Source organism: Streptococcus mitis, assembly GCF_965111725.1.
In the GTDB taxonomy this organism is placed as follows: Bacteria; Bacillota; Bacilli; order Lactobacillales; family Streptococcaceae; genus Streptococcus; species Streptococcus mitis_DV.
Genome location: NZ_OZ217341.1, coordinates 923856 through 948957, shown reverse-complemented (window position 1 = coordinate 948957; position 25102 = coordinate 923856). Strand labels below are relative to the sequence as shown.

General features: G+C 40.3%; 14 protein-coding genes and 1 pseudogene. 13 read left to right on the top strand and 2 right to left on the bottom strand.

Features of this window, described 5'->3' with window-relative positions:
* Positions 1-11: 11 nt before the first annotated feature.
* The 8 genes from ligA to ACLV7Q_RS04635 all read left to right on the top strand — a co-directional run bounded on the left by ligA (position 12) and on the right by ACLV7Q_RS04635 (position 12190).
* Positions 12-1970 (top strand): NAD-dependent DNA ligase LigA, encoded by a 1959-nt coding sequence (gene ligA, locus ACLV7Q_RS04670; RefSeq protein ID WP_218757033.1) that lies wholly within the window; start codon positions 12-14, stop codon positions 1968-1970.
* Between the two features lie 110 nt (positions 1971-2080).
* On the top strand, positions 2081-4360 hold the full coding sequence (gene pulA, locus ACLV7Q_RS04665; RefSeq protein ID WP_218757032.1) for a type I pullulanase: 2280 nt from the start codon (positions 2081-2083) through the stop codon (positions 4358-4360).
* A 383-nt stretch (positions 4361-4743) separates the two neighbouring features.
* Positions 4744-6672: a 1,4-alpha-glucan branching protein GlgB gene (gene glgB / locus ACLV7Q_RS04660; protein WP_218757031.1), complete on the top strand. Its 1929-nt coding sequence runs from the start codon at positions 4744-4746 to the stop codon at positions 6670-6672.
* A complete protein-coding gene (locus ACLV7Q_RS04655; RefSeq protein ID WP_050253058.1) occupies positions 6662-7804 on the top strand; it encodes a glucose-1-phosphate adenylyltransferase in 1143 nt (380 codons plus the stop codon). Before glgB ends, ACLV7Q_RS04655 begins: the two co-directional genes overlap by 11 nt.
* Positions 7794-8933 carry a glucose-1-phosphate adenylyltransferase subunit GlgD gene (glgD, locus tag ACLV7Q_RS04650; protein ID WP_218757030.1) on the top strand — a complete coding sequence of 380 codons (1140 nt, stop codon included), beginning with the start codon at positions 7794-7796 and terminating at the stop codon, positions 8931-8933. Before ACLV7Q_RS04655 ends, glgD begins: the two co-directional genes overlap by 11 nt.
* The gene (gene glgA, locus ACLV7Q_RS04645; RefSeq protein WP_218757029.1) at positions 8930-10363 is read left to right on the top strand and encodes a glycogen synthase GlgA; all 1434 of its coding nucleotides are present in this window, start codon (positions 8930-8932) and stop codon (positions 10361-10363) included. The genes glgD and glgA overlap by 4 nt, the downstream gene beginning before the upstream one ends.
* A gap of 58 nt (positions 10364-10421) precedes the next feature.
* On the top strand, positions 10422-11066 hold the full coding sequence (gene serB / locus ACLV7Q_RS04640; protein WP_218757028.1) for a phosphoserine phosphatase SerB: 645 nt from the start codon (positions 10422-10424) through the stop codon (positions 11064-11066).
* Positions 11067-11074: 8 nt separating this feature from the next.
* On the top strand, positions 11075-12190 hold the full coding sequence (locus ACLV7Q_RS04635; RefSeq protein ID WP_218757027.1) for a glycerate kinase: 1116 nt from the start codon (positions 11075-11077) through the stop codon (positions 12188-12190).
* Here the strand turns inward: ACLV7Q_RS04635 and ACLV7Q_RS04630 are convergent.
* The gene (locus ACLV7Q_RS04630) at positions 12187-12633 is read right to left on the bottom strand and encodes a DUF1694 domain-containing protein (protein ID WP_218757026.1); all 447 of its coding nucleotides are present in this window, start codon (positions 12631-12633) and stop codon (positions 12187-12189) included. The genes ACLV7Q_RS04635 and ACLV7Q_RS04630 overlap by 4 nt on opposite strands.
* Positions 12634-12796: 163 nt before the next feature.
* Here ACLV7Q_RS04630 and eno point away from each other — a divergent pair, with 163 nt between their 5' ends.
* On the top strand, positions 12797-14101 hold the full coding sequence (gene eno / locus ACLV7Q_RS04625) for a surface-displayed alpha-enolase (protein ID WP_000022821.1): 1305 nt from the start codon (positions 12797-12799) through the stop codon (positions 14099-14101).
* 126 nt (positions 14102-14227) lie between these two features.
* Here the strand turns inward: eno and ACLV7Q_RS04620 are convergent.
* A pseudogene (locus tag ACLV7Q_RS04620) lies at positions 14228-14577 on the bottom strand (tyrosine-type recombinase/integrase).
* Between the two features lie 338 nt (positions 14578-14915).
* Here ACLV7Q_RS04620 and ACLV7Q_RS04615 point away from each other — a divergent pair.
* The 4 genes from ACLV7Q_RS04615 to addA all read left to right on the top strand — a co-directional run bounded on the left by ACLV7Q_RS04615 (position 14916) and on the right by addA (position 24993).
* Positions 14916-16181, top strand: coding sequence for a hypothetical protein (locus tag ACLV7Q_RS04615; protein ID WP_218757025.1), 1266 nt, complete (start codon positions 14916-14918; stop codon positions 16179-16181).
* A 798-nt stretch (positions 16182-16979) separates the two neighbouring features.
* Complete coding sequence (locus tag ACLV7Q_RS04610) at positions 16980-17867, top strand: diacylglycerol/lipid kinase family protein (RefSeq protein WP_050253051.1); 888 nt, start codon at positions 16980-16982, stop codon at positions 17865-17867.
* A gap of 200 nt (positions 17868-18067) precedes the next feature.
* Positions 18068-21343 carry an ATP-dependent nuclease subunit B gene (gene rexB / locus ACLV7Q_RS04605; RefSeq protein ID WP_218757024.1) on the top strand — a complete coding sequence of 1092 codons (3276 nt, stop codon included), beginning with the start codon at positions 18068-18070 and terminating at the stop codon, positions 21341-21343.
* Positions 21340-24993, top strand: coding sequence for a helicase-exonuclease AddAB subunit AddA (gene addA / locus ACLV7Q_RS04600; protein ID WP_218757023.1), 3654 nt, complete (start codon positions 21340-21342; stop codon positions 24991-24993). Before rexB ends, addA begins: the two co-directional genes overlap by 4 nt.
* Positions 24994-25102 lie beyond the last annotated feature (109 nt).

Below are 25102 nucleotides of genomic sequence, written 5' to 3'. Positions count from 1 at the left end.
AAAATGGTCTTATGAATAAAAGAATGAATGAGTTAGTCACCTTGCTCAATCGCTATGCGACTGAGTACTATACCAGCGATAATCCCTCGGTTTCAGACAGTGAGTACGACCGTCTTTACCGTGAGTTGGTCGAGTTAGAAACTGCCTATCCAGATCAAGTATTAGCAGACAGTCCGACCCATCGTGTTGGTGGCAAGGTTTTAGATGGTTTTGAAAAATACAGTCATCAGTATCCTCTTTATAGTTTGCAGGATGCTTTTTCACGTGAGGAGCTTGAAGCTTTTGATGCGCGTGTTCGTAAGGAAGTGGCTCATCCGACCTATATTTGTGAGCTGAAAATCGATGGCTTGTCTATCTCGCTGACTTATGAAAAGGGGATTTTGCTTGCTGGGGCAACACGTGGAGACGGTTCTGTTGGGGAGAATATCACGGAAAACCTCAAGCGTGTTAAGGACATTCCTTTGACCTTGCCAGAAGAACTAGATATCACAGTTCGTGGGGAATGTTATATGCCACGCTCTTCTTTTGACCAGGTTAACCAAGCTCGCCAAGAAAATGGAGAGCCTGAATTTGCCAATCCTCGTAATGCGGCAGCAGGCACCCTGCGTCAGTTGGATACAGCAGTAGTTGCCAAGCGCAATCTTGCCACTTTCCTCTATCAAGAAGCCAGCCCGTCAACTCGTGACAGCCAAGAAAAGGTTTTGAAGCACCTAGAACAGCTCGGTTTTGTGGTCAATCCTAAGCGAATTTTGGCTGAAAATATGGATGACATCTGGAGTTTTATCCAAGAAGTAGGACAGGAACGGGACAATCTGTCTTATGATATCGATGGAGTGGTGATTAAGGTCAATGACCTAGCAGGTCAAGAAGAACTCGGTTTTACAGTTAAAGCGCCTAAGTGGGCAGTAGCTTACAAGTTCCCTGCTGAGGAAAAAGAAGCTCAACTCTTATCAGTTGATTGGACAGTTGGCCGTACGGGTGTTGTAACCCCAACTGCAAATCTAACACCAGTACAACTAGCCGGAACAACTGTTAGCCGTGCGACTCTGCACAATGTGGATTATATTGCTGAAAAAGATATCCGCAAAGACGACACGGTCATCGTCTATAAGGCTGGGGACATCATCCCTGCCGTTTTACGTGTGGTAGAGTCCAAACGGGTTTCTGAAGAGAAACTAGATATCCCTAAAAACTGCCCAAGTTGTAATTCTGACTTGTTGCACTTTGAAGATGAAGTGGCACTGCGTTGTATCAATCCGCGTTGTCCTGCTCAAATCATGGAAGGTTTGATCCACTTTGCCTCTCGAGATGCCATGAATATTACAGGCCTTGGTCCATCTATTGTTGAGAAGCTATTTGCTGCCAATTTAGTCAAGGATGTGGCGGATATTTACAGATTACAAGAAGAGGATTTCCTGCTTTTAGAGGGGGTTAAGGAAAAGTCTGCTTCTAAACTGTATCAAGCCATTCAAGCATCTAAGGAAAATTCTGCCGAGAAACTCTTGTTTGGTCTAGGCATTCGCCATGTCGGAAGCAAGGCCAGTCAGCTATTACTTCAACATTTTCATTCAATCGAAAATCTGGCTCAGGCAGATCCAGAGGAAGTGGCTAGTATTGAAAGTCTGGGTGGCGTGATCGCCAAGAGTCTTCAGACATATTTTGCGACAGAAGGCTCTGAAATTCTCCTCAGAGAATTGAGAGAAGCTGGAGTCAATCTGGCCTACAAAGGTCAGACAGTAGTAGCGGATGCGACCTTGTCAGGTTTGACCGTGGTATTGACAGGAAAATTGGAACGGCTCAAGCGCTCAGAAGCTAAAAGCAAACTCGAAAGTCTGGGTGCCAAGGTAACAGGCAGTGTTTCTAAAAAGACAGACCTTGTTGTTGCAGGAGCAGACGCTGGAAGTAAACTGCAAAAAGCACAAGAACTTGGTATTGAGGTTCGAGATGAAGCTTGGTTAGAAAGTCTGTAATGATCGTTTAAAAACAGAGTTTGGATCATTTGACTATGTCTGTTAATTGAGACGAGATTGGTCAAGAATTTATTAGTGAAACAGAAATAAAATAAAAAGGAAAAATAAAAATGTATACCTACCCTATGCGCATTCATTACCATCGCAAGAATGGTGAATATGACACTTGCTCTTTTGTAAAGAGTAAGGATCAACGAATTGATTTACTAACTTACCAAGAAGATTATTTTGGTGCCTTATTTAGTTTTGAACACCCAAGCGTTCATCCCTTAGAAAGCTTGAATTTTGTGGTTCATACCGGCCAAACCAGTAAAGAATATGCCATCCGTTTTAATCACTATCCTCTCTTAACGGAGGTCTGGATTTTGGAAGGCGATGATAGAATTTATTATTCTGAAAATCCTGCTATTGCCAGTCCTTTCTATAAGAATCAAAATCCTTTTGCCTTTGACAAGGCTATCAATAGCGCTAGTTTCGACCACCACTGGGGCTACCAAGGTGAATTGGGTTGCCATGTAGAGGACAATCAGGCTCATTTTGCCCTTTGGGCTCCAACAGCGACAGCAGTGCAGGTTGTCGTTTATGAATCAGCTACTAATGATGCCTCTGTTTGGAAGACTTTTGATATGGAGAGAGGCAATCGCTACTCTTATAACCATAAGGACAATACTATTGGTGTCTGGAGTTTGGATGTTGAGGAAGATTTGACTGGTAAGGCTTATCAGTATCAAGTCCAATTCCCTCATCACGAAACACTGACACGTGATCCTTATACAATCGCGACCAGCCCTGATGGCAAACGTTCTGCTATTCTGAGCCATGCAGAAAAACAAGTCGAAAATTTCGAGGTCAAGCATGGTTCTGATGCTGCTTGGCGTTTGGAAAATCCATGTAAGGCAGTTATTTGTGAAATGCATATTCGTGATTTGACCCAATCACCGACCTCAGGTGTGGATGAACATCTTCGAGGAACGTTCTTGGGTGCTGCTCAGACTGGAACGGTTAACCAGTACGGTCAGTCAACTGCTTTTGATCATATCAAGAAGTTGGGCTACAATTATGTTCAGTTGCAACCAATTGCAGATCGTCACAAAGAATACGATGAGGACGGGAATGTAACCTACAACTGGGGTTATGATCCACAAAACTATAACGCACCAGAAACTAGTTTTTCAACTAATCCAGATGATCCAGCTCAGGTCATTCGTGATTTGAAGACCATGGTTCAAGCTTACCACGATGCGGGTATTGGTGTCATTATGGATGTGGTCTATAACCATACCTTCTCAGTCGTTGATGCACCATTCCAAACAACAGTCCCTGACTATTATTATCGTATGAACCCAGATGGCACCTTCCAGAATGGAACGGGTGTTGGAAATGAAACAGCCAGCGAACATGAAATGTTCCGCAAGTATATGATTGATTCTCTTCTATACTGGGTGCAGGAATACAATATTGACGGCTTCCGTTTTGATTTGATGGGGATTCATGATGTTAAGACCATGCAGATGATTCGTCAGAGCTTGGATGAAATTGACCCTAACATTATCCTTTATGGAGAAGGTTGGGACATGGGAACAGGTCTTGCCCCTTATGATAAGGCTAAGAAAGACAACGCCTACGAAATGCCAAATATTGGTTTCTTTAATGACAATCAGCGTGATGCTGTCAAAGGTGGAGAAGTTTACGGTGCAATTAAATCAGGTTTTGTCAGTGGTGCTGCGACAGAGCCAATTCTTGCCAAAGCAATCCTAGGCAGTCGTGAATTAGGAACCTATACACATCCAAATCAGGTGCTTAACTATGTAGAAGCCCATGACAATTACAATCTTCACGATTTATTGGCAACCCTTCATCCAGACCAAAGTTCAGAGCAAATCATGCGCAAGGTTGAGACAGCCACAGCCATGAATCTGCTCATGCAGGGGATGGCCTTTATGGAAATCGGTCAAGAATTTGGTCGTACCAAACTCGTTGCGACTGGTGATAATGGTGAGTTGACACACGATGATAGAGAGCGTGCGATGAATAGCTATAATGCTCCTGACAGTGTGAACCAAGTCAACTGGGATTTGATCAATGAGCGTCAAGACAGTATTGAGTTTATCCGTCAAGTCATCCGATTGAAGACAAAAACTGGTGCCTTTTCTTACTCTAGCTATGATGAAATTTACCATCATGTCTTTGTGCATTCTGCGATTGAACATAGCGGCTGCCTTATCTATGAAGTTCACGGCAAAGAACACCTCTTGGTTGTTGTGAATGCTAAATCAGAACCCTATCCATTTGAAAATGCAGGAAATTTAGCTATGTTGGTAACCAACAGTCGCTCAAAAGAAGACAATGTGTTAGATGATATTAGTCTAGCCGTCTTGAGTGTTTTATAAAGACCATCTATCTCGCTATTCTAACACATCATTGGAAGTGAACGAATAGAAAGAACTTAGCTGATAACTCACTTGTATAGAAAATTTGATAAATATTTTCATCAAACGTGTAAAATCAGGAAATTGTTTTCCTGATTTTATTTTTTTACTATAAAACAATAATAATAATAGAAAAAATACGAACTTTTTGGTATTATAGTAGAGAAAAGAAAGGCGTTTTCGCAATTTTTTTGAAAAAATATTGATTTACAAGTGGACACATCAGTGAATTTGTTGAAGATTTTCAAAATAATTTTAAAGAAGTATAGTAATTTACTTGAATCTTCTCTAAAAAGGTAGTATAATAAAAACATAGAAAACGCTTACAGAAAAGGGGAGGTATTATGGATAAAAGAGAAGCTTTGCGCACCTTTATGACAGGAGAAAATTTTCACCTTCAGCATTATCTAGGAGCACATAGGGAAGAGCTAAATGGAGAGTATGGTTATACTTTCCGTGTTTGGGCACCTAATGCTCAGGCTGTTCACTTGGTTGGGGATTTCACCAACTGGATTGAGGGTCAGATTCCAATGGTAAGAAATGACTTTGGGGTCTGGGAAGTCTTTACCAATATGGCTCAAGAAGGGCATATTTACAAATATCATGTCACACGTCAAAATGGTCATCAACTGATGAAGATTGACCCTTTTGCTGTCAGATATGAGGCTCGTCCAGGAACAGGGGCAATCGTAACAGAGCTTCCTGAGAAGAAATGGAGGGATGGACTTTGGCTGGCACGAAGAAAACGTTGGGGCTTTGCTGAACGTCCTGTCAATATCTATGAAGTTCACGCTGGATCATGGAAAAGAAATCCTGATGGTAGTCCTTATAGTTTTGCCCAGCTCAAGGATGAACTCATTCCTTATCTCGTTGAAATGAACTATACTCATATTGAGTTTATGCCCTTGATGTCCCATCCTTTGGGCTTGAGTTGGGGTTATCAGCTTATGGGTTACTTCGCTTTAGAGCATGCTTATGGCCGACCAGAGGAGTTTCAAGATTTTGTCGAGGAGTGTCATATCCATAATATTGGAGTTATCGTAGACTGGGTACCTGGTCACTTTACCATCAATGATGATGCCTTAGCCTATTATGACGGGACACCGACTTTTGAGTACCAAGACCATAATAAGGCTCATAACTATGGCTGGGGCGCTCTCAATTTTGACCTTGGAAAAAATGAAGTCCAGTCCTTCTTAATTTCTTGCATTAAGCATTGGATTGATGTCTATCATTTGGATGGTATTCGTGTAGATGCTGTTAGCAACATGCTCTATTTGGACTATGATGATGCTCCATGGACACCTAACAAAGATGGGGGAAATCTCAACTATGAAGGTTATTATTTCCTTCAACGCTTGAATGATATTATTAAGTTAGAATATCCAGATGTGATGATGATTGCAGAAGAAAGTTCGTCTGCAACCAAGATTACGGGAATGAGAGAGCTTGGTGGTCTAGGATTTGACTACAAATGGAATATGGGCTGGATGAATGATATCCTCCGTTTCTACGAAGAAGATCCGATTTATCGTAAATATGACTTTAATTTGGTGACTTTCAGCTTTATGTATGTTTTCAATGAAAACTATCTCTTGCCATTCTCGCACGATGAAGTGGTTCATGGCAAGAAGAGTATGATGCATAAGATGTGGGGAGATCGTTACAATCAATTCGCAGGCTTGCGCAATCTCTATACGTACCAAATTTGTCACCCTGGTAAGAAATTGCTCTTCATGGGTAGCGAATACGGTCAATTCCTAGAATGGAAATCTGAAGAACAGTTGGAATGGTCTAACCTAGAAGACCCAATGAATGCTAAGATGAAGTATTTCACTTCTCAGCTAAATCAGTTTTACAAAGACAACCGCTGTCTGTGGGAAATTGATACCAGCTATGATGGTATTGAAATCATTGATGCAGATAATCGAGACCAGAGTGTTCTTTCCTTTATTCGTAAGGGTAAAAAGGGAGAAATGTTAGTCTGTATCTTTAACATGGCACCTGTTGAACGGAAAGATTTTACAATCGGACTACCCGTTGCAGGAATTTACGAAGAAGTATGGAATACTGAGTTGGAAGAGTGGGGAGGCGTTTGGAAAGAACATAATCAAACTGTTCAAACGCAAGAAGGACTATGGAAAGATTATGAGCAGACCTTAACCTTTACCCTACCGGCTATGGGAGCAAGTGTTTGGAAAATCAAACGTCGCTTGAAATCTGCAAAAACCGTTACAAGTAAAAACCAAAAAGGAGTAGAAAATGAAGAATGAAATGTTAGCTTTGATTCTTGCTGGTGGGCAAGGAACTCGTCTCGGTAAACTCACTCAAAGCATCGCAAAACCAGCTGTGCAATTTGGTGGGCGCTATCGTATCATTGACTTTGCCCTATCAAACTGTGCCAACTCAGGGATTCATAATGTGGGAGTCATTACACAGTATCAACCTCTTGCTCTCAACAACCATATTGGGAACGGTTCAAGCTGGGGACTAGATGGTATCAATTCTGGTGTTTCTATTCTTCAACCTTATTCTGCCAGTGAAGGGAATCGTTGGTTCGAAGGAACTAGTCACGCTATTTACCAAAATATCGATTATATCGACAGTGTCAATCCTGAGTATGTCTTGATTTTGTCTGGGGACCACATCTACAAAATGGACTATGATGATATGCTCCAGTCTCACAAGGATAATAATGCCAGCTTGACAGTAGCAGTTTTAGACGTCCCTCTTAAAGAAGCGAGCCGTTTTGGTATCATGAACACAGATGCCAATAACCGTATTGTTGAATTTGAAGAAAAACCAGCTCAACCTAAATCTACAAAAGCTTCTATGGGAATCTACATTTTTGATTGGCAACGCCTTCGTAATATGTTAGTCGCTGCTGAAAAGAGTAATGTGGATATGTCAGACTTTGGTAAAAATGTCATTCCAAATTACCTTGAGTCAGGTGAAAGTGTTTATGCTTACGAATTTAGCGGTTACTGGAAAGATGTTGGTACGATTGAGTCGCTTTGGGAAGCGAACATGGAGTACATTTCTCCAGAGAATGCCTTGGATAGTCGTAACCGTCAATGGAAGATTTACTCAAGAAACTTGATTTCACCACCAAACTTCCTCGGGGCAAATGCTGATGTGGAAGACTCATTAGTTGTAGACGGATGTTTCGTTGATGGAACTGTTAAACATTCTATCCTTTCAACAGGCGCGCAAGTTCGCGAAGGAGCGGAAGTTGTTGATTCAGTTATCATGAGTGGAGCTATCATTGGTCAAGGAGCTAAGATTAAACGTGCCATTATTGGTGAAGGTGCGATTATTTCTGACGGTGTCGAAATTGATGGAACAGATGAAGTACAAGTTGTAGGATATGATGAAGTAGTGGGGGTAGCAACAGATGAAGATTGATAAATATTCTGCCATTTTAGGAAATACAGTTGGTTTTCATGATATGTCGACATTGACGGACCACCGTCCAGTAGCAAGTTTGCCATTTGGTGGGAAATATCGTTTGATTGACTTCCCGCTTTCTAGTCTTGCTAATGCAGGTGTTCGTAGCGTCTTTGGTATTTTCCAGCAGGATAATATCAGCTCAGTCTTTGACCATATTCGTTCAGGACGCGAGTGGGGCTTATCAACTCTTCTTAGCCATTACTATCTAGGAATTTATAATACACGCGTTGAGAGTAGCACAGTAGGAAAAGAATACTACCAACAGCTTCTTACTTATTTAAAACGCTCTGGATCAAACCAAACAGTTTCACTCAACTGTGATGTTTTGATTAACATTGATTTGAACCAAGTTTTCCACCTACATAGTACAACAAAAGGGCCTATCACTGTAGTTTATAAAAAACTAGCTAAGAAAGATATTTCAGAAGTAAATGCAATCTTAGAAGTGGATGAAACAGACCATGTTCGTTCTCATAAACTCTTTGATAGCAAGTCAACAGCTGAAACGTTCAATATGTCTACAGATATCTTTGTCGTTGATACACCTTGGTTGATTGAACGCTTGGAAGAAGAAGCTAAAAAAGAACATCCAGAGAAGTTGCGTTATGTTTTACGGGATTTGGCTGCTAAAGAAGGAGCTTTTGCCTACGAGTATACAGGTTATCTGGCAAACATTCACTCTGTAGAGTCTTATTACCAAGCTAATAAAGATATGCTTGAATCGCAAAAATTCTATTCTCTTTTCTCACCAAATCAAAAGATTTATACAAAGGTCAAAAACGAAGAGCCAACTTACTATGCTAATACATCTAAGGTAAGTACTTCTCAGTTTGCGTCTGGTAGTATCATTGAAGGTCAAGTGACTAATTCTGTTCTATCACGTAATATTCATGTCCATAAGGATAGCTTGGTTAAAGATAGCCTACTCTTCCCTCGTGTTGTGATTGGAGAAGGAGCTCAGGTAGAATATGCTATCTTGGACAAGGGTGTTGAAGTTGCGGATGGCGTTGTGATTCGAGGAACTGCAGAACATCCAGTTGTCGTTAAGAAAGGTAGCAAAGTAACAGAGGATATTCATTCATGAAAATTTTATTTGTAGCAGCAGAGGGTGCACCCTTTTCAAAAACAGGTGGTCTGGGAGACGTCATTGGCGCTCTTCCTAAATCACTGGTAAAAGCGGGACACGAAGTTGCAGTGATTTTACCCTACTATGATATGGTAGAGGCTAAATTTGGAAATCAAATTGAAGATGTGCTTCATTTTGAGGTGAGTGTTGGTTGGCGCAGACAGTACTGTGGGATTAAGAAAACCGTCTTAAACGGTGTAACCTTCTACTTTATTGACAGCCAATATTATTTCTTCCGTGGTCATGTTTACGGTGATTTTGACGATGGGGAACGTTTCGCTTTCTTCCAACTTGCTGCCATTGAGGCTATGGAAAGGATTGACTTTATTCCTGACCTTCTCCATGTTCATGACTACCATACAGCCATGATACCTTTCTTGTTAAAGGAAAAATACCGTTGGATTCAAGCCTATCAAGGAATAAAAACTGTTTTAACCATTCATAATTTGGAATTCCAAGGACAATTTTCAGAAGGAATGTTATGGGATTTGTTTGGAGTTGGCTTTGAACGTTATGCTGATGGTACCCTTCGCTGGAACAACTGTCTAAACTGGATGAAGGCTGGTATTCTTTATGCTGACCGTGTTTCAACCGTTTCACCTAGTTATGCTCATGAAATTATGACCAGTCAGTTCGGATGTAACTTGGATCAGATTCTTCGAATGGAATCTGGTAAGGTATCTGGTATCGTGAATGGGATTGATGCTGACCTGTATAATCCTCAGACGGATGCTCTTTTAGACTATCATTTTAATCAGGAAGATTTGTCTGGGAAAGCCCAAAACAAGGCAAAATTACAAGAGAGAGTTGGCTTGCCAGTTAGAGCTGACGTTCCACTGGTGGGGATTGTTTCTCGTTTGACACGTCAAAAAGGTTTTGATGTGGTGGTCGAAAGTCTTCACCATATCTTGCAAAATGATGTTCAGATTGTTCTTTTGGGAACTGGCGATCCAGCCTTTGAAGGAGCTTTCTCATGGTTTGCTCAGATTTACCCAGACAAGCTATCAGCAAATATCACTTTTGATGTCAAACTAGCTCAAGAAATCTACGCCGCTTGTGACCTCTTCCTCATGCCGAGTCGTTTCGAACCGTGTGGCTTGTCTCAAATGATGGCTATGCGTTACGGAACCTTGCCATTGGTCCATGAAGTTGGAGGCTTGCGAGATACAGTTCAAGCCTTTAATCCAATCGAAGGAAGCGGTACTGGTTTTAGCTTTGACAATCTATCTCCTTACTGGTTGAATTGGACTTTCCAAACAGCTTTGGACTTGTATAGAAACCATCCTGGTATTTGGAGAAATCTACAAAAACAAGCTATGGAGTGTGATTTCTCATGGGATACAGCCTGCAAGTCATATCTTGACTTGTACCATAGTTTAGTTAATTAATAGATAAAATCGTATGATGACTTCATACGATTTTTGGGCTGTTTAGAGAGGAGAAGATATGTCTCAAGTAAAAGGCTTGTGTGTCATGGATGTTGATGGAACCTTAATCCTAGAAGAAGTGATTGATCTTTTGGGTAGAGAGGCAGGTCGTGAGGAGGAAATTGCGCAGCTTACAAGTCGGGCAATGCGAGGAGAGTTGAACTTTGAAAGCAGTTTAAGCAAAAGAGTTTCCTTGTTGGAAGGTCTTCCTATTTCGGTTTTTGATAAAGTCTTCAACACTATTCAACTATCGCCAAATGCCCAGGAATTCATTTCCATTCTCCAAAAGAATGAAATCCTAGTTGGTCTAGTGTCCGGTGGATTTACTCCAATAGTTGAGAGATTAGCAAAATCACTTGGCATTGCCTATTTCTCTGCTAATCAACTTGAAGTCAAAGATGGTCTTCTAACAGGGGAATTAGTTGGACACATTATCAGTCCTGAGGTTAAAAAAGAGATTCTGGAAAAATGGAGAGAGAAACTGAAACTTCCTAGAGAAAGAACAGTTGCAATCGGTGATGGGGCTAATGATTTATTAATGCTAAAGTCGGCGGGACTGGGAATTGCTTTTTGTGCCAAAGAAGTGCTGAAACAAGAAATACCGAATCATGTTGACAAGAGGGATTTTTTAGAAGTTCTTCCTTTGATTGGTTCTTTAGAATGAGGGAAAATATGAAGATTGTAATTGCACCAGATTCATTTAAGGAAAGCTTGACCGCTGAAGAGGTAGCTGAAGCAATAAAAAGAGGCTTCCAACAATCGATAGCAGATGTAGAATGTCTCCTCTGTCCTGTTGGTGATGGTGGCGAAGGTACAGTAGATGCTATTCGGCATTCTATTGACCTTGAAGAAAAATGGATCCAAGTGACAGGACCTTTTGGACAAAAAGAAGAAATGCGCTATTTTCAAAAAGGGGAACTGGCTCTATTTGAAGTTGCCGACTTGGTTGGCCTTGGAAAGATTCCGCTAGAGGAACGAAATCCACTTCAAATCCAAACTTGTGGTATTGGAGAGTTGATTCGTCATCTCATTGCTCAAGGGATTAAAGAAATCTATATCGGCGTTGGTGGCACGGCCAGTAATGATGGCGGTATTGGTATTGCTGCTGGATTGGGGTATCAATTTTATGACAAGGATGGAAATGTATTGCCTGCTTGCGGTCAGTCCTTATTAAACTTAGCTTCTGTTTCAACAGAAAATCGCTATGAAATTCCTGAAGATGTTCAAATTCGTATTTTAGCAGATGTCGTAAGTCCCTTATGTGGTCATCAAGGTGCGACTTACACTTTTGGCAAGCAAAAAGGCCTACATCCTACTATGTTTGCAGTCGTAGATCAGGCAATACAAGATTTTTATGAAAAAATCTCACCTGCAACATTGGAAATTAAAGGAGCCGAAGCTGGTGGAGGCCTTGCTGCTGGTTTGTGCGCCTTTGCTCAGGCAAATATCGTGTCTGGAATTGATACCTGTTTAGATTTGATTGATTTTGATAAGAAAGTTTTAGATGCTGACTTGGTTATTGTTGGAGAAGGAAAGCTAGATCGTCAAAGTTTAGCAGGTAAAGCTCCTATAGGTGTTGCAAAAAGAACCCCTGTTGGAGTTCCTGTTATTGCTATTTGCGGTAGTCTTGCTGAAGATTTACCATCCCTACCATTTGAAAATATCCAAGCAGCCTTTTCTATTTTAGAGAAAAGCGAACCTTTAGAAGATAGTTTGAAAAATGCCAGTCTCTATTTGGGGCACACGGCTGCCAATATTGGGCACTTATTAAATATGCACAAGATTTAGCCAAACCATTTCTTCCAGAAGGATGTTTTGACTGGTTCTTCCTTTTGAACTTCCCAAAGTTTTGCAAAAGCAAGTCGAAGGTCCTTTTCTTCTACTTGTACTGGTGTATCGGTATGGATAATCAGTCCAAAAGGAGAAGAAGTGTGCTCTTCAGATACTATGGTAGCTTGGCTATCAGTTTCTTTTGCTTCTTTTAAGTAGAAAACTTGTTTGTCAAATTCGATAGTTGGTGAAATCTTCACAAATAGTGGCTCTGCTTTTTCTTGAAGGTTTTCTAAGATAGATAAAAATCCCTTTTCTAGCTGAGGGCTATTTGCCGTGTCAATATCTGCATAGCCAAGAACTCTTTCCTCAAAGGTACCAAGATAGCGTCTTTGCTCATCCGGATTTAATTTTGCTCCACCATGAGCTTTTTCAAGTAATTGTTTTGATAAATCTGTCATGAAAACAGTATATCATAAAAGTTAGAATAAAACAGACAAAAGAAAGCGATTACTTTATAAAGTTAAGGAAAATTTGCACAAAGATAACGTTTTTTCTTGAAAAAGGAGGGTTTTTAAGGTATTATAGAGGTGTAAAAAATTTAACTCATAAGGAGAGTAAAAAATGTCAATTATTACTGATGTTTACGCTCGCGAAGTCCTAGACTCACGCGGTAACCCAACACTTGAAGTAGAAGTTTACACTGAATCAGGTGCTTTCGGACGTGGTATGGTTCCATCAGGAGCTTCTACTGGTGAACACGAAGCAGTTGAACTTCGCGACGGTGACAAATCTCGTTACGGTGGTCTTGGTACACAAAAAGCTGTTGACAACGTAAACAACATCATTGCTGAAGCTATCATCGGCTACGATGTACGTGACCAACAAGCTATCGACCGTGCTATGATCGCACTTGACGGTACTCCTAACAAAGGTAAATTGGGTGCTAACGCAATCCTTGGTGTGTCTATCGCTGTAGCACGTGCTGCTGCTGACTACCTTGAAATCCCACTTTACAGCTACCTTGGTGGATTCAACACTAAAGTTCTTCCAACTCCAATGATGAACATCATCAACGGTGGTTCTCACTCTGACGCTCCAATCGCTTTCCAAGAATTCATGATCGTACCTGCTGGTGCGCCATCATTCAAAGAAGCTCTTCGTTGGGGTGCTGAAATCTTCCACGCTCTTAAGAAAATCCTTAAATCTCGTGGTTTGGAAACAGCCGTAGGTGACGAAGGTGGATTCGCTCCTCGTTTTGAAGGAACTGAAGATGGAGTTGAAACTATCCTTGCTGCTATCGAAGCTGCTGGATATGTTCCTGGTAAAGACGTATTTATCGGATTTGACTGTGCTTCATCAGAATTCTACGATAAAGAACGTAAAGTTTACGACTACACTAAATTCGAAGGTGAAGGAGCAGCTGTACGTACTGCTGCAGAACAAATCGACTACCTTGAAGAATTGGTAAACAAATACCCAATCATCACTATCGAAGATGGTATGGATGAAAATGACTGGGACGGTTGGAAAGCTCTTACTGAACGTCTTGGTGGTAAAGTTCAATTGGTTGGTGACGACTTCTTCGTAACAAACACTTCTTACCTTGAAAAAGGTATTGCAGAAGGTGCTGCTAACTCAATCCTTATCAAAGTTAACCAAATCGGTACTCTTACTGAAACATTCGACGCTATCGAAATGGCGAAAGAAGCTGGTTACACTGCCGTTGTATCACACCGTTCAGGTGAAACTGAAGATTCAACAATCGCTGACATCGCAGTTGCAACTAACGCAGGACAAATCAAGACTGGTTCACTTTCACGTACAGACCGTATCGCTAAATACAACCAATTGCTTCGCATCGAAGACCAACTTGGTGAAGTAGCTGAATACCGTGGATTGAAATCATTCTACAACCTTAAAAAATAAAATAGTTCAGTGAACTATTTTATCCCGAACCTTGAAACTCAAAAGTTCGGCCGTTGATTTAACAATGTTTCTAGCCCCTCGGATTTTATCCGAAGGGCTATTTTTGTATTTAGGGGGCAAAACTTTTTAAAAAATCTTTTTCATAACTTTATCCAGTATATTGATTGCTTCATATTTCATGATCTTTGTGACGTGGGTATAGATGGAATTAGTAACTTCAGAATCAGAATGTCCAACCCTATCCATGATTGTTTTTAGCGGAATTTTATTTTCTACTAAGATACCAATAGTGGTATGTCTGAAGATGTGAGAGGACAGATGTTTGGGAATTAGTTTTTTAGGCGTTCGTTTGCTCGCTGGATAGACTTGCTTAGAATTGAACTATGGATTGGCTTACCAGTGTTTGTGACAAAGATGCGGTCGTTTTTATACCAATTCTTATCTGTTGTTTTGCTCAGACGATTTAGCTCAATCATTTTGTCTAGTATCTCAATTTCTCTTTTAGTTAAGTGGGTAGTTCGAAAGCTTGCAAAAGTCTTAGTACCGTCATCATCTGGAATGTATCGGTTGAATGTTGTGTGGATGTCTAATGTCTTGCTATCTTTGTGATATTTGTCTGGCGTAAGAGCAGCAAACAACTGATTACCATAGAATTTTAATTAGTAGCTGACTAGTCCTTGTGTTATCTTGCTATATCGTGCAGAAATATTTCTATGTACAGGGTTCTAATACCTATATTTTTGACAATAATATAAGAAAATAGTATACTAAATAGACAGTCATTTAATGTAGTGATAACGGTTAGGAGAAAATAGTGTTAAAACGTATTTTAAATATAGCATTAGCTTATGTCGGTGTTGTTATTGGTGCTGGACTATCTTCAGGCCAAGATTTAATGCAATACTTTGTTAGTTTTGGTAAATGGGGTATCATTGGAACGATTGTTCTTGGAATCATAAGTATTATTTTTGGTAAAATTATCATTACCTTAGGAAGTTATTTCCGTTCAAATGATCATTTTGAAGTTCTTTCCCAAATTGCCGGGCCTATTACTAATAAGATTCTTGATTTTGCTTTAATTGTTTCCTGCTTTGTAATTGGTTTTGTTATGATTGCAGGAGCTGGTTCAAATCTTAACCAACAATTTGGTTTGCCATTTTGGTTGGGAGGATTGATTTGTGCTATCTTGGTCATTATTGTCAGTTTTCTTAATTTTGAAAAGATTACCAGCGTTCTTGGGATATTTACTCCTTTGGTCTTTGTCATGATTATCATTATGGCAGTCCATACGTTCGTAGGGAAAAGTTTTGATTTTGAAGAATTAGAAGCAATCACAGCTACACTTTCTTCTCCGATGCCCAATGTCTGGGTTTCTTTACTAAATTATTTCGCACTAACTGTTATGACTGGTGTATCCATGGCATTTGTCTTAGGAGGTTCTGTCATGAGAATTGGTGTTGCGGAAAAAAGTGGTCTCTTAGGTGGACTTGTAGTTAGTTTGATTATTACCGTAGCAACTGGTATTTTATACGCCAATATAAAACTTGTTTCAACTGTTGATATTCCTATGTTAACAATTGCGGAGCAAATCCACCCTCTATTTTCTTTACTGTATGCTCTAATTATTTTTGGACTCATTTTTAATACAGCTTTCAGTTTATTTTATGCCTTGGCAAAACGTTTCTCTTCAAACAAACCTAAGCGCTTTTACCCTATTCTAATTGCTACGGTCGCTATAGGATATGGTTTATCTTTTATGGGATTTAAAGAATTAGTCTCCATTATGTATCCTCTTTTAGGTTATGTCGGTTGTTTAATGCTGGTCATTTTAGCAGTGGCATGGATAAAAGAAAGAGGAAACATCAAAGGGGAAAAATCTTTAAGACGAAAGATGATTCGATTGATAACCAAAAAATATGACGATGAACAAGAATATACTATTAGAGATAAAGCGACATTTCACCAACTCGGTGAAGATTCTATTATAGATACTAAAAGTATCAAAAGTGATATCAAGGATTTAGTAAAAGAACAGTTTGTTGATGATGATGCAAAACATGATGGAAGCATCTTATCTTAAATGATAATAAAGTTGGAGAAAAATCTTTAAAATCAGAAAAGTGCATGTTATCAGGTATCAAAAACACTTGATAATATGCCTTTTATTATAGAGATATTCATTCTCTTCGAAAATTTCTTCAAACCATGTCAGTCTAATCTACAAATTCAAAACAGTGTTTTGAGCTGACCGCGTTAGTTTGATCTGTAACCTCAAAGTCCTGCTTTAAGCAAGCTGTAGCTAGCTTTCTAGTTTGTTATTTGATTTTGATTGAGTATTATTTCATATTCTCTTAAAAATTGAGTTTTTTCCATCCTTAGCTGAACTGACTTTTGAAGTATTTTCATTGTCAGATTAGTAGATAATGAACATTAACTCATCTATCTGCTAGTAGCTAGTCAGACAAAGACTGACTTATGTATGGGGAAAATCCTCTTTCAAGTGAGCTTTATCTTTATCCGGAACTAGAAAATAGCAATAATATCTACAAACTATATTCCATCGTGTGGAGGAGAGAGACTAATTTGTATGATTAAGAATAACCTACTAGTAAAAAATAGATCATTTTTTAATATGAGATAAAAACCGATATTAAAAGCAATTTATTTCTATTTTTTAACATTTCATTGTATAATAGCAATATACGCAAATATCATGTGTCATCAGGTTAATACTCTTAGAAAATCTTTTTAAACCACGTCAGGCTAATATACAGACTCAAAACAGTGTCGTGAGTAGCCTGCGTCTAGTTTCCTAGTTTACGCCTTGATTTTCATCGAGAATAACCTTTCTATTTCAATTTTAAGGAGAAAATACAGAGTGAAAAAAATAATGCTAATTATCAATCCAACTTCTGGAGGAGAAAAAGCTTTAGATTACAAAGAGAAGCTGGAGAATAAAGCAAGAGAGTATTTTGATGATGTGGAAACTAAAATTACTCAAAAAGCCAAAGATGCTACAAATTTCGCAGAAGAAGCTGCTAGAGAAAGATATGAATCAATTCTAGTTTTTGGTGGAGATGGTACAGTCAATGAAGTTATTTCAGGGATTGCTGAAAGGGACTATATTCCTAAACTGGGAATTATACCAGGTGGTACTGGTAACCTGATTACAAAACTTTTAGAAATCAATCAAGATATTGACGGAGCTATTGAAGAGCTGGATTTCAATTTAACTGATAAGATTGATATCGGAAAAGCAAATGGTCACTATTTTGGATATATCTTTAGTATCGGGTCTCTCCCTGAAGCCATTCATAATGTTGAAATTGAAGATAAAACGAAATTTGGTATCTTGGCTTATGCAGTTAATACCATGAAGTCTGTCATGACAGATCAAGTCTTTAACATTAAAGTCGAAACCGAAAATGGAAATTACCTTGGGGAAGCAAGTCATGTTTTAGTACTTCTAACAAATTATTTTGCCGATAAAAAAATCTTTGAAGAAAACAAGGATGGATATGCAAATATTCTAATTTTGAAAGATGCTTCTATATTCTCTAAATTATCTTTAATTCCGGATTTGTTAAAAGGAGATCTTGTAGAGAATGAAAATATTGAATATATAAAGGCACGTACTATTAAAATTTCTTCTGATATCGAATTAGAATCCGATGTCGATGGTGATAAATCAGATAATCTACCAGTCGACATCAAGGTACTAGGACAACACATTGAAGTGTATTCCGTACCTAAGAAACAATCATAAAACTCAAAGCCTTGTTACCGAGGCTTTTTTCATTATGTGATTTTCAGTAGGCAGATTTATTCTATCTAATACAAGTAAAGCTAAGTATTTAAGATTTAGCAGATGATGAATAAAAGAAAGGATGGCCTAAATATTTTAACAGATTTACGAGACTAATCATGGTATAATAAAAGGTAATGAAAAATTCCAACGAGGCAGAGATGAAATTACTTTATACTGATATTCGGACTTCTTTGACTGAAATTCTAACCAGAGAGGCGGAGGAGTTAGTTGCTGCTGGCAAGCGAGTCTTCTATATCGCTCCTAACTCTCTTTCTTTTGAAAAGGAACACGCCGTGCTGGAATGCTTGTCCCAGCAGGCTTCTTTTGCAATTACCGTCACGCGCTTTGCTCAGATGGCACGTTATCTTGTCTTGAATGATTTACCAGCTAAAACTAGTCTTGATGATATCGGTCTTGGGATGGTCTTTTACAGATGCCTTGCCGAACTTGATCCTAAGGATTTACGTGTTTATGGCGCTATCAAGCAAGATCCTCAATTTATCCAGCAGTTAATTGAGCTTTACCACGAGATGACCAAGGCTCAGATGACTTTTTTGGACTTGGAGAGTTTGACGGATGAGGACAAGAGAGCAGACTTACTCTTGATTTTTGAGAAAGTAACTGCTTATCTCAATCAAGGCAAGTTGGCTCAGGGAAGTCAGTTGTCCCATTTGATTGAAGCTATTGAGAATGACAAGGTAAGTAGTGATTTTACTCAAATCGCCTTGATTATTGATGGATTTACCCGTTTTTCTGCCGAGGAAGAGCGGATTGTGGACTTACTTCATGGCAAGGGTGTTGAGATTGTTATTGGGGCTTATGCTAGTAAGAAAGCCTATACCAGTCCTTTTAGCGAGGGCAATCTATACCAAGCCAGTGTGGAGTTTCTCCATCATTTAGCTGCTAAATACCAAACGCCTGCTCAAGACCGTTCTCAGACTCATGAGAAGATGGATAGTTTTGATAAGGCCTCTCGTTTGTTGGAGTCTTCTTATGACTTTTCAGAACTCGCTTTGGATGTCGATGAGAAAGACCGTGAAAACTTACAAATCTGGTCTTGCTTGACACAAAAGGAGGAGTTGGAGTTGGTGGCCCGTAGCATTCGTCAGAAATTGCATGAGAACTCAGAGCTGAGTTACAAGCATTTCCGTATTCTCTTGGGTGATGTAGCTTCTTATCAATTATCTCTTAAAACTATTTTTGACCAGTATCAGATTCCTTTCTATCTTGGTAGAAGCGAATCCATGGCGCACCACCCCTTGACACAGTTTGTCGAGTCTATTTTGGCTTTAAAACGCTACCGTTTCCGTCAGGAGGATTTGATTAACCTTCTTAGAACAGGTTTGTATACAGACTGTAGTCAGGCTGATATTGACGCATTTGAGCAATATATCCGCTATCTTGGTATCAATGGCTTGCCAGCCTTTCAGCAAACCTTTACCAAATCCCACCATGGAAAATTTAATCTGGAACGTTTAAATACTCTTCGTCTGCGTATTTTAACACCTCTTGAGACTCTCTTTGCCAGCCGAAAACAAAAGGCTGAAAATCTCTTGCAAAAGTGGAATGTCTTTCTAAAAGAAGGAGCAGTAACTAAGCAGTTACAAGATTTGACAGCTACTATGGAAACTCTTGAACAGGAAAGACAGGCCGAAGTTTGGAAGACTTTCTGTCATGTTTTAGAACAATTTGCGACCGTTTTTGCTGGTTCGCAGGTTAGTCTGGAAGACTTCCTTGCCTTGCTCCATTCTGGAATGAGTCTATCTCAATACCGTACTATTCCAGCGACAGTGGACACCGTTCTGGTGCAGAGTTACGATTTGATTGCACCACTGACTGCTGACTTTGTCTATGCCATTGGGCTGACTCAGGACAATTTACCAAAAATTGCGCAAAACACCAGTCTTTTGACAGACGAAGAAAGGCAAAACCTAAACCAAGTGACAGCAGATGGAGCGCAATTGCTGATTGCCAGCAGTGAAAATCTCAAGAAAAATCGCTACACTATGCTTTCTTTGGTCAATTCTGCCCGTAAGCAGTTGGTTTTGTCAGCTCCAAGCCTTTTTAATGAAAGTGAAAGTAAGGAATCTGCCTATCTTCAAGAGTTGGTCCATTTTGGATTTAGTCGAAAAGAGAGGAGGATGAATCACAAGGGGCTGTCTAAGGAGGATATGGGGTCCTATCACAGTCTTTTGTCCAGTCTGGTTGCCTATCACCAGCAGGGCGAGACGAGCGATACTGATCAAGATTTGACTTTTGTTAAGGTTCTGGCGCGTGTCATGGGTAAAAAACTAGACCAGCAAGGTCTGGAAAATCCAGCTCTCCCAACCAGTCCAAACAGTAAGCAGTTGGCTAAGGACACCTTGCAGGCGCTCTATCCTGATGAACAGGAATTTTACCTGTCTACATCTGGTTTGACGGAGTTTTATCGCAATGAATACAGTTATTTCCTCCGCTACGTGTTAGGCTTGCAGGAGGAATTGCGCCTGCGTCCAGATGCTCGTAGTCATGGAAATTTCTTGCACCGTATTTTTGAACGTGCCATGCAGTTACCTAACGAAAATTCCTTTGACCACCGTCTAGAACAAGCTATTCAAGAAACCAGTCAAGAACGGGAATTTGAGGCTATTTATCAGGAAAGTTTGGAAGCCCAGTTTACCAAGGAAGTTTTGCTTGATGTTGCACGGACAACTGGACATATTCTCCGACACAATCCAGCCATCGAAACCATCAAAGAAGAGGCAAATTTTGGTGGAAAAGAGCAGGCCTTTATTCAATTGGACAGTGGTCGCAGTGTCTTTGTACGAGGTAAGGTGGACAGGATTGACCGTTTGAAAGCTGATGGAGCGATAGGAGTAGTAGACTACAAATCCAGTCTGACTCAGTTCCAGTTTCCTCATTTCTTTAATGGGCTCAATTCCCAGTTGCCAACCTATCTAGCTGCTTTAAAAAGAGAAGGCGAGCAGAACTTTTTCGGTGCCATGTACTTGGAAATGGCTGAGCCTGTCCAATCTCTGATGGCCGTTAAAAGTCTGGCAGGTGCAGTAGTAGAAGCCAGCAAATCTATGAAATACCAAGGTCTCTTTTTAGAAAAAGAAAGCAGTCATTTGGGCGAATTTTACAATAAAAACAAGGCCAACCAGCTGACGGATGAGGAATTCCAGCTCCTACTGGACTACAATGCCCATCTTTACAAGAAAGCGGCTGAGAAGATTTTAGAAGGCCAGTTCGCTATCAATCCTTATACCGAAAATGGTAGAAGCATTGCCCCCTACGTTCAGCAGCATCAGGCTATTACTGGCTTTGAAGCTAATTACCACTTAGGTCAAGCCCGTTTCCTAGAAAAGTTGTACTTGGCTGACGGCAAGCGTCTGGTCGGAGAAAAACTCAAGCAAGCTTGGTTTGAAAAAATAAGAGAGGAGTTGAATCGATGAAGCCTATTCCCTTTTTAACTGAGGAAGAAATTCAAAAACTGCAAGAAGCAGAAGCGCATTCGAGCAAGGAACAAAAGAAAACTGCCGAACAAATAGAAGCTATCTACACTTCTGGTCAGAATATCCTGGTTTCAGCGTCGGCTGGTTCTGGGAAGACCTTTGTCATGGCCGAGCGTATTCTGAACCAATTGACGCGTGGTGTCGAAATTTCTCAACTCTTTATCTCAACCTTTACCGTTAAGGCTGCGACTGAACTTAAGGAACGTTTAGAGAAAAAAATCAGCCAACAAATCCAAGAAAGCGATGACGTTGACCTCAAACAACACTTGGGTCGTCAGTTGGCAGACCTACCCAACGCTGCCATCGGAACCATGGACTCCTTCACACAAAAATTCCTTGGCAAACATGGCTATCTGCTTGATATTGCGCCTAATTTCCGTATTTTACAAAACCAAAGCGAGCAACTTCTTCTAAAAAATGAAGTCTTCCATGAGGTCTTTGAAGCCCATTATCAAGGTAAACAGAAAGAGACCTTTAGTCATTTGCTGAAAAATTTTGCAGGACGTGGAAAAGATGAACGGGGGTTGCGCCAGCAAGTCTATAAAATTTATGACTTCCTCCAATCCACCAGTAATCCTCAAAAGTGGCTGAGTGACTCTTTCCTCAAAGGTTTTGAAGAGGCTGATTTTACCAGTGAAAAAGGAAAACTAACTGAGCAAATCCAGCAAGCTCTCTGGGATTTGGAAAGTTTTTTCCGTTATCATCTGGATAATGATGCCAAGGAGTTTCCAAAGGCTGCTTATTTAGAAAATGTTCAGTTGATTCTGGATGAAATTGGATCCCTAAATCAGGAGTCCAATAGTCAGGCTTATCAGGCAGTACTTGCGCGTGTTGTCGCCATTTCGAAAGAGAAAAACGGTCGATCTCTGACTAATGCCAGCCGTAAGGCTGATTTGAAGCCGCTGGCCGATTCCTATAACGAAGAGAGAAAGACCCAGTTTGCTAAACTAGGACAACTGTCAGACCAGATAACCATTCTCGACTATCAAGAACGTTATCATGAAGACACATGGGAACTAGCTAAAACCTTCCAATCTTTCATGAGTGATTTTGTGGAAGCGTATCGTGAACGTAAGCACCAGGAAAACGCCTTTGAATTTGCTGATATCAGCCATTACACCATTGAGATTTTAGAGAAATTCCCCCAAGTCCGTGAGACTTATCAGGAGCGCTTCCATGAAGTCATGGTCGATGAGTATCAGGATACCAACCATATTCAAGAACGGATGTTGGATTTACTGTCTAATGATCACAATCGCTTTATGGTGGGAGATATCAAGCAATCTATCTATCGTTTCCGTCAAGCAGACCCGCAGATTTTCAATGAAAAGTTCCAACGCTATGCGCAAAATCCAAAAGAGGGCAAGCTCATTCTCCTCAAGGAAAATTTCCGTAGTAGTTCAGAAGTGCTATCAGCAACCAATGATGTCTTTGAACGTCTCATGGACCAAGAGGTCGGTGAAATCAACTATGACAGCATGCACCAGCTTGTTTTTGCCAATAGCAAACTGACTCCTAATCCTGATAACAAGGCAGAATTTCTCCTCTACGATAAGGACGACAGCGGGCAAGAGGAAGAAGAGAGCCAAGCAGAAACGAAACTAACAGGTGAAATGCGCTTAGTCATCAAGGAGATTCTGAAACTTCATCAGGAGAAAGGTGTTTCCTTTAAAGAAATTGCCCTTCTGACCTCCAGCCGCAGTCGTAATGACCAGATTCTTCTCGCCCTGTCTGAGTACGGAATTCCTGTCAAAACTGACGGAGAGCAAAACAATTATCTCCAATCCCTAGAAGTGCAAGTCATGCTAGACACCCTTCGTGTCATTCACAATCCCCTGCAAGACTACGCCTTGGTTGCCCTTATGAAGTCTCCAATGTTTAGCTTTGACGAGGACGAGTTAGCACGTTTGTCTCTTCAGAAAGCAGAGGATAAAGTCCAAGAAAATCTCTATGAGAAACTTGTCAATGCACAAAAAATGGTAACAAGTCAGAAAAACTTGATTCACTCAGCTCTAGCTGAGAAACTAAAACAATTCATGGATATCTTGGCTTCTTGGCGCTTGTATACCAAAACGCACTCCCTCTATGACTTGATTTGGAAGATTTACAACGACCGTTTTTATTATGATTATGTGGGGGCTTTGCCAAATGGTCCTGCTAGACAGGTCAATCTCTATGCCCTAGCTTTGAGAGCAGATCAATTTGAAAAGAGCAATTTCAAAGGTTTGTCGCGTTTTATTGGTATGATTAACCAAGTTTTAGAAGCCCAGCACGATCTTGCAAGCGTGGCCGTCGCACCGCCAAAAGATGCAGTAGAGCTCATGACCATTCACAAGAGTAAAGGGCTGGAGTTTCCTTACGTCTTTATCCTCAATATGGATCAGGATTTTAACAAGCAAGACAGCATGTCAGAGATCATTCTCAGCCGTAAAAATGGACTAGGACTTAAGTATATTGCCAAGATGGAGACAGGAGCAGTGGAAGATCACTATCCGAAAACCATCAAGCTCTCCATTCCTAGTCTGACCTATAGACAGAATGAAGAAGAATTACAGCTGGCAAGCTATTCAGAGCAAATGCGTCTGCTGTATGTTGCTATGACGCGGGCTGAGAAAAAGCTCTATCTTGTCGGCAAGGGTTCTCGTGAAAAGCTGGAGGACAAAGAATACCCAGCAGCTAAAAATGGAAAACTAAATAGCAACACTAGACTTCAAGCCAAGAATTTCCAAGATTGGATTTGGGCTATCAGCAAAGTGTTTGCAAAGGATCATCTCAACTTTAGCTATCGTTTTGTTGGTGAAGATCAGCTGACTAGAGAAGCTATCGGTCAGTTGGAAAACAAAAGCCCTCTCCAAGCTAGCTCTCAAGCAGACAATCGTCAGTCAGAAACCATCAAAGAAGCCCTTGAAATGCTGAAAGAGGTGGAAGTTTATAATACTCTTCACCGGGCAGCCATTGAACTGCCTAGTGTTCAAACACCAAGTCAAATCAAGAAATTCTACGAACCTGTTATGGATATGGAAGGTGTCGAGATTGCTGGTCAAGGTCAGTCAGTAGACAAGAAAATCAACTTTGATTTGCCAGATTTTTCAACCAAAGAAAAGGTAACAGGAGCCGAGATTGGTAGTGCTACCCACGAACTGATGCAGAGAATTGACCTCAGTCAGCGACCAACACTTGCTAGCCTGACAGAAACTCTCAAACAAGTTCAAACCAGCCCAGCTGTTAGGGACAAGATCAATCTTGCTAAAATTCTTGCATTCTTTGACACAGCACTCGGTCAGGAAATTCTTGCTAATACCGACCATCTCTATCGCGAGCAACCCTTCTCCATGCTCAAACGAGACCAAAAGAGTCAGGAAGACTTTGTTGTCCGTGGTATCCTTGATGGCTATCTACTTTACGAAGATAAAATTGTTCTGTTCGACTATAAGACAGACCGCTATGATGAGCCAAGTCAACTCATTGATCGCTATCGTGCTCAATTAGCCCTTTATGGAGAGGCCTTATCTCGAGCCTATTCGATTGAAAATATTGAAAAATACTTGATTTTACTGGGTAAAGACGAGGTTCAAGTTGTAAAAGTATAATTTATACTCTTCGAAAATCTCTTCAAACCACGTCAGCTTTATCTGCAACCTCAAAACAGTGTTTTGAGTAGCCTGCGGCTAGCTTCCTAGTTTGCTCTTTGATTTTCAT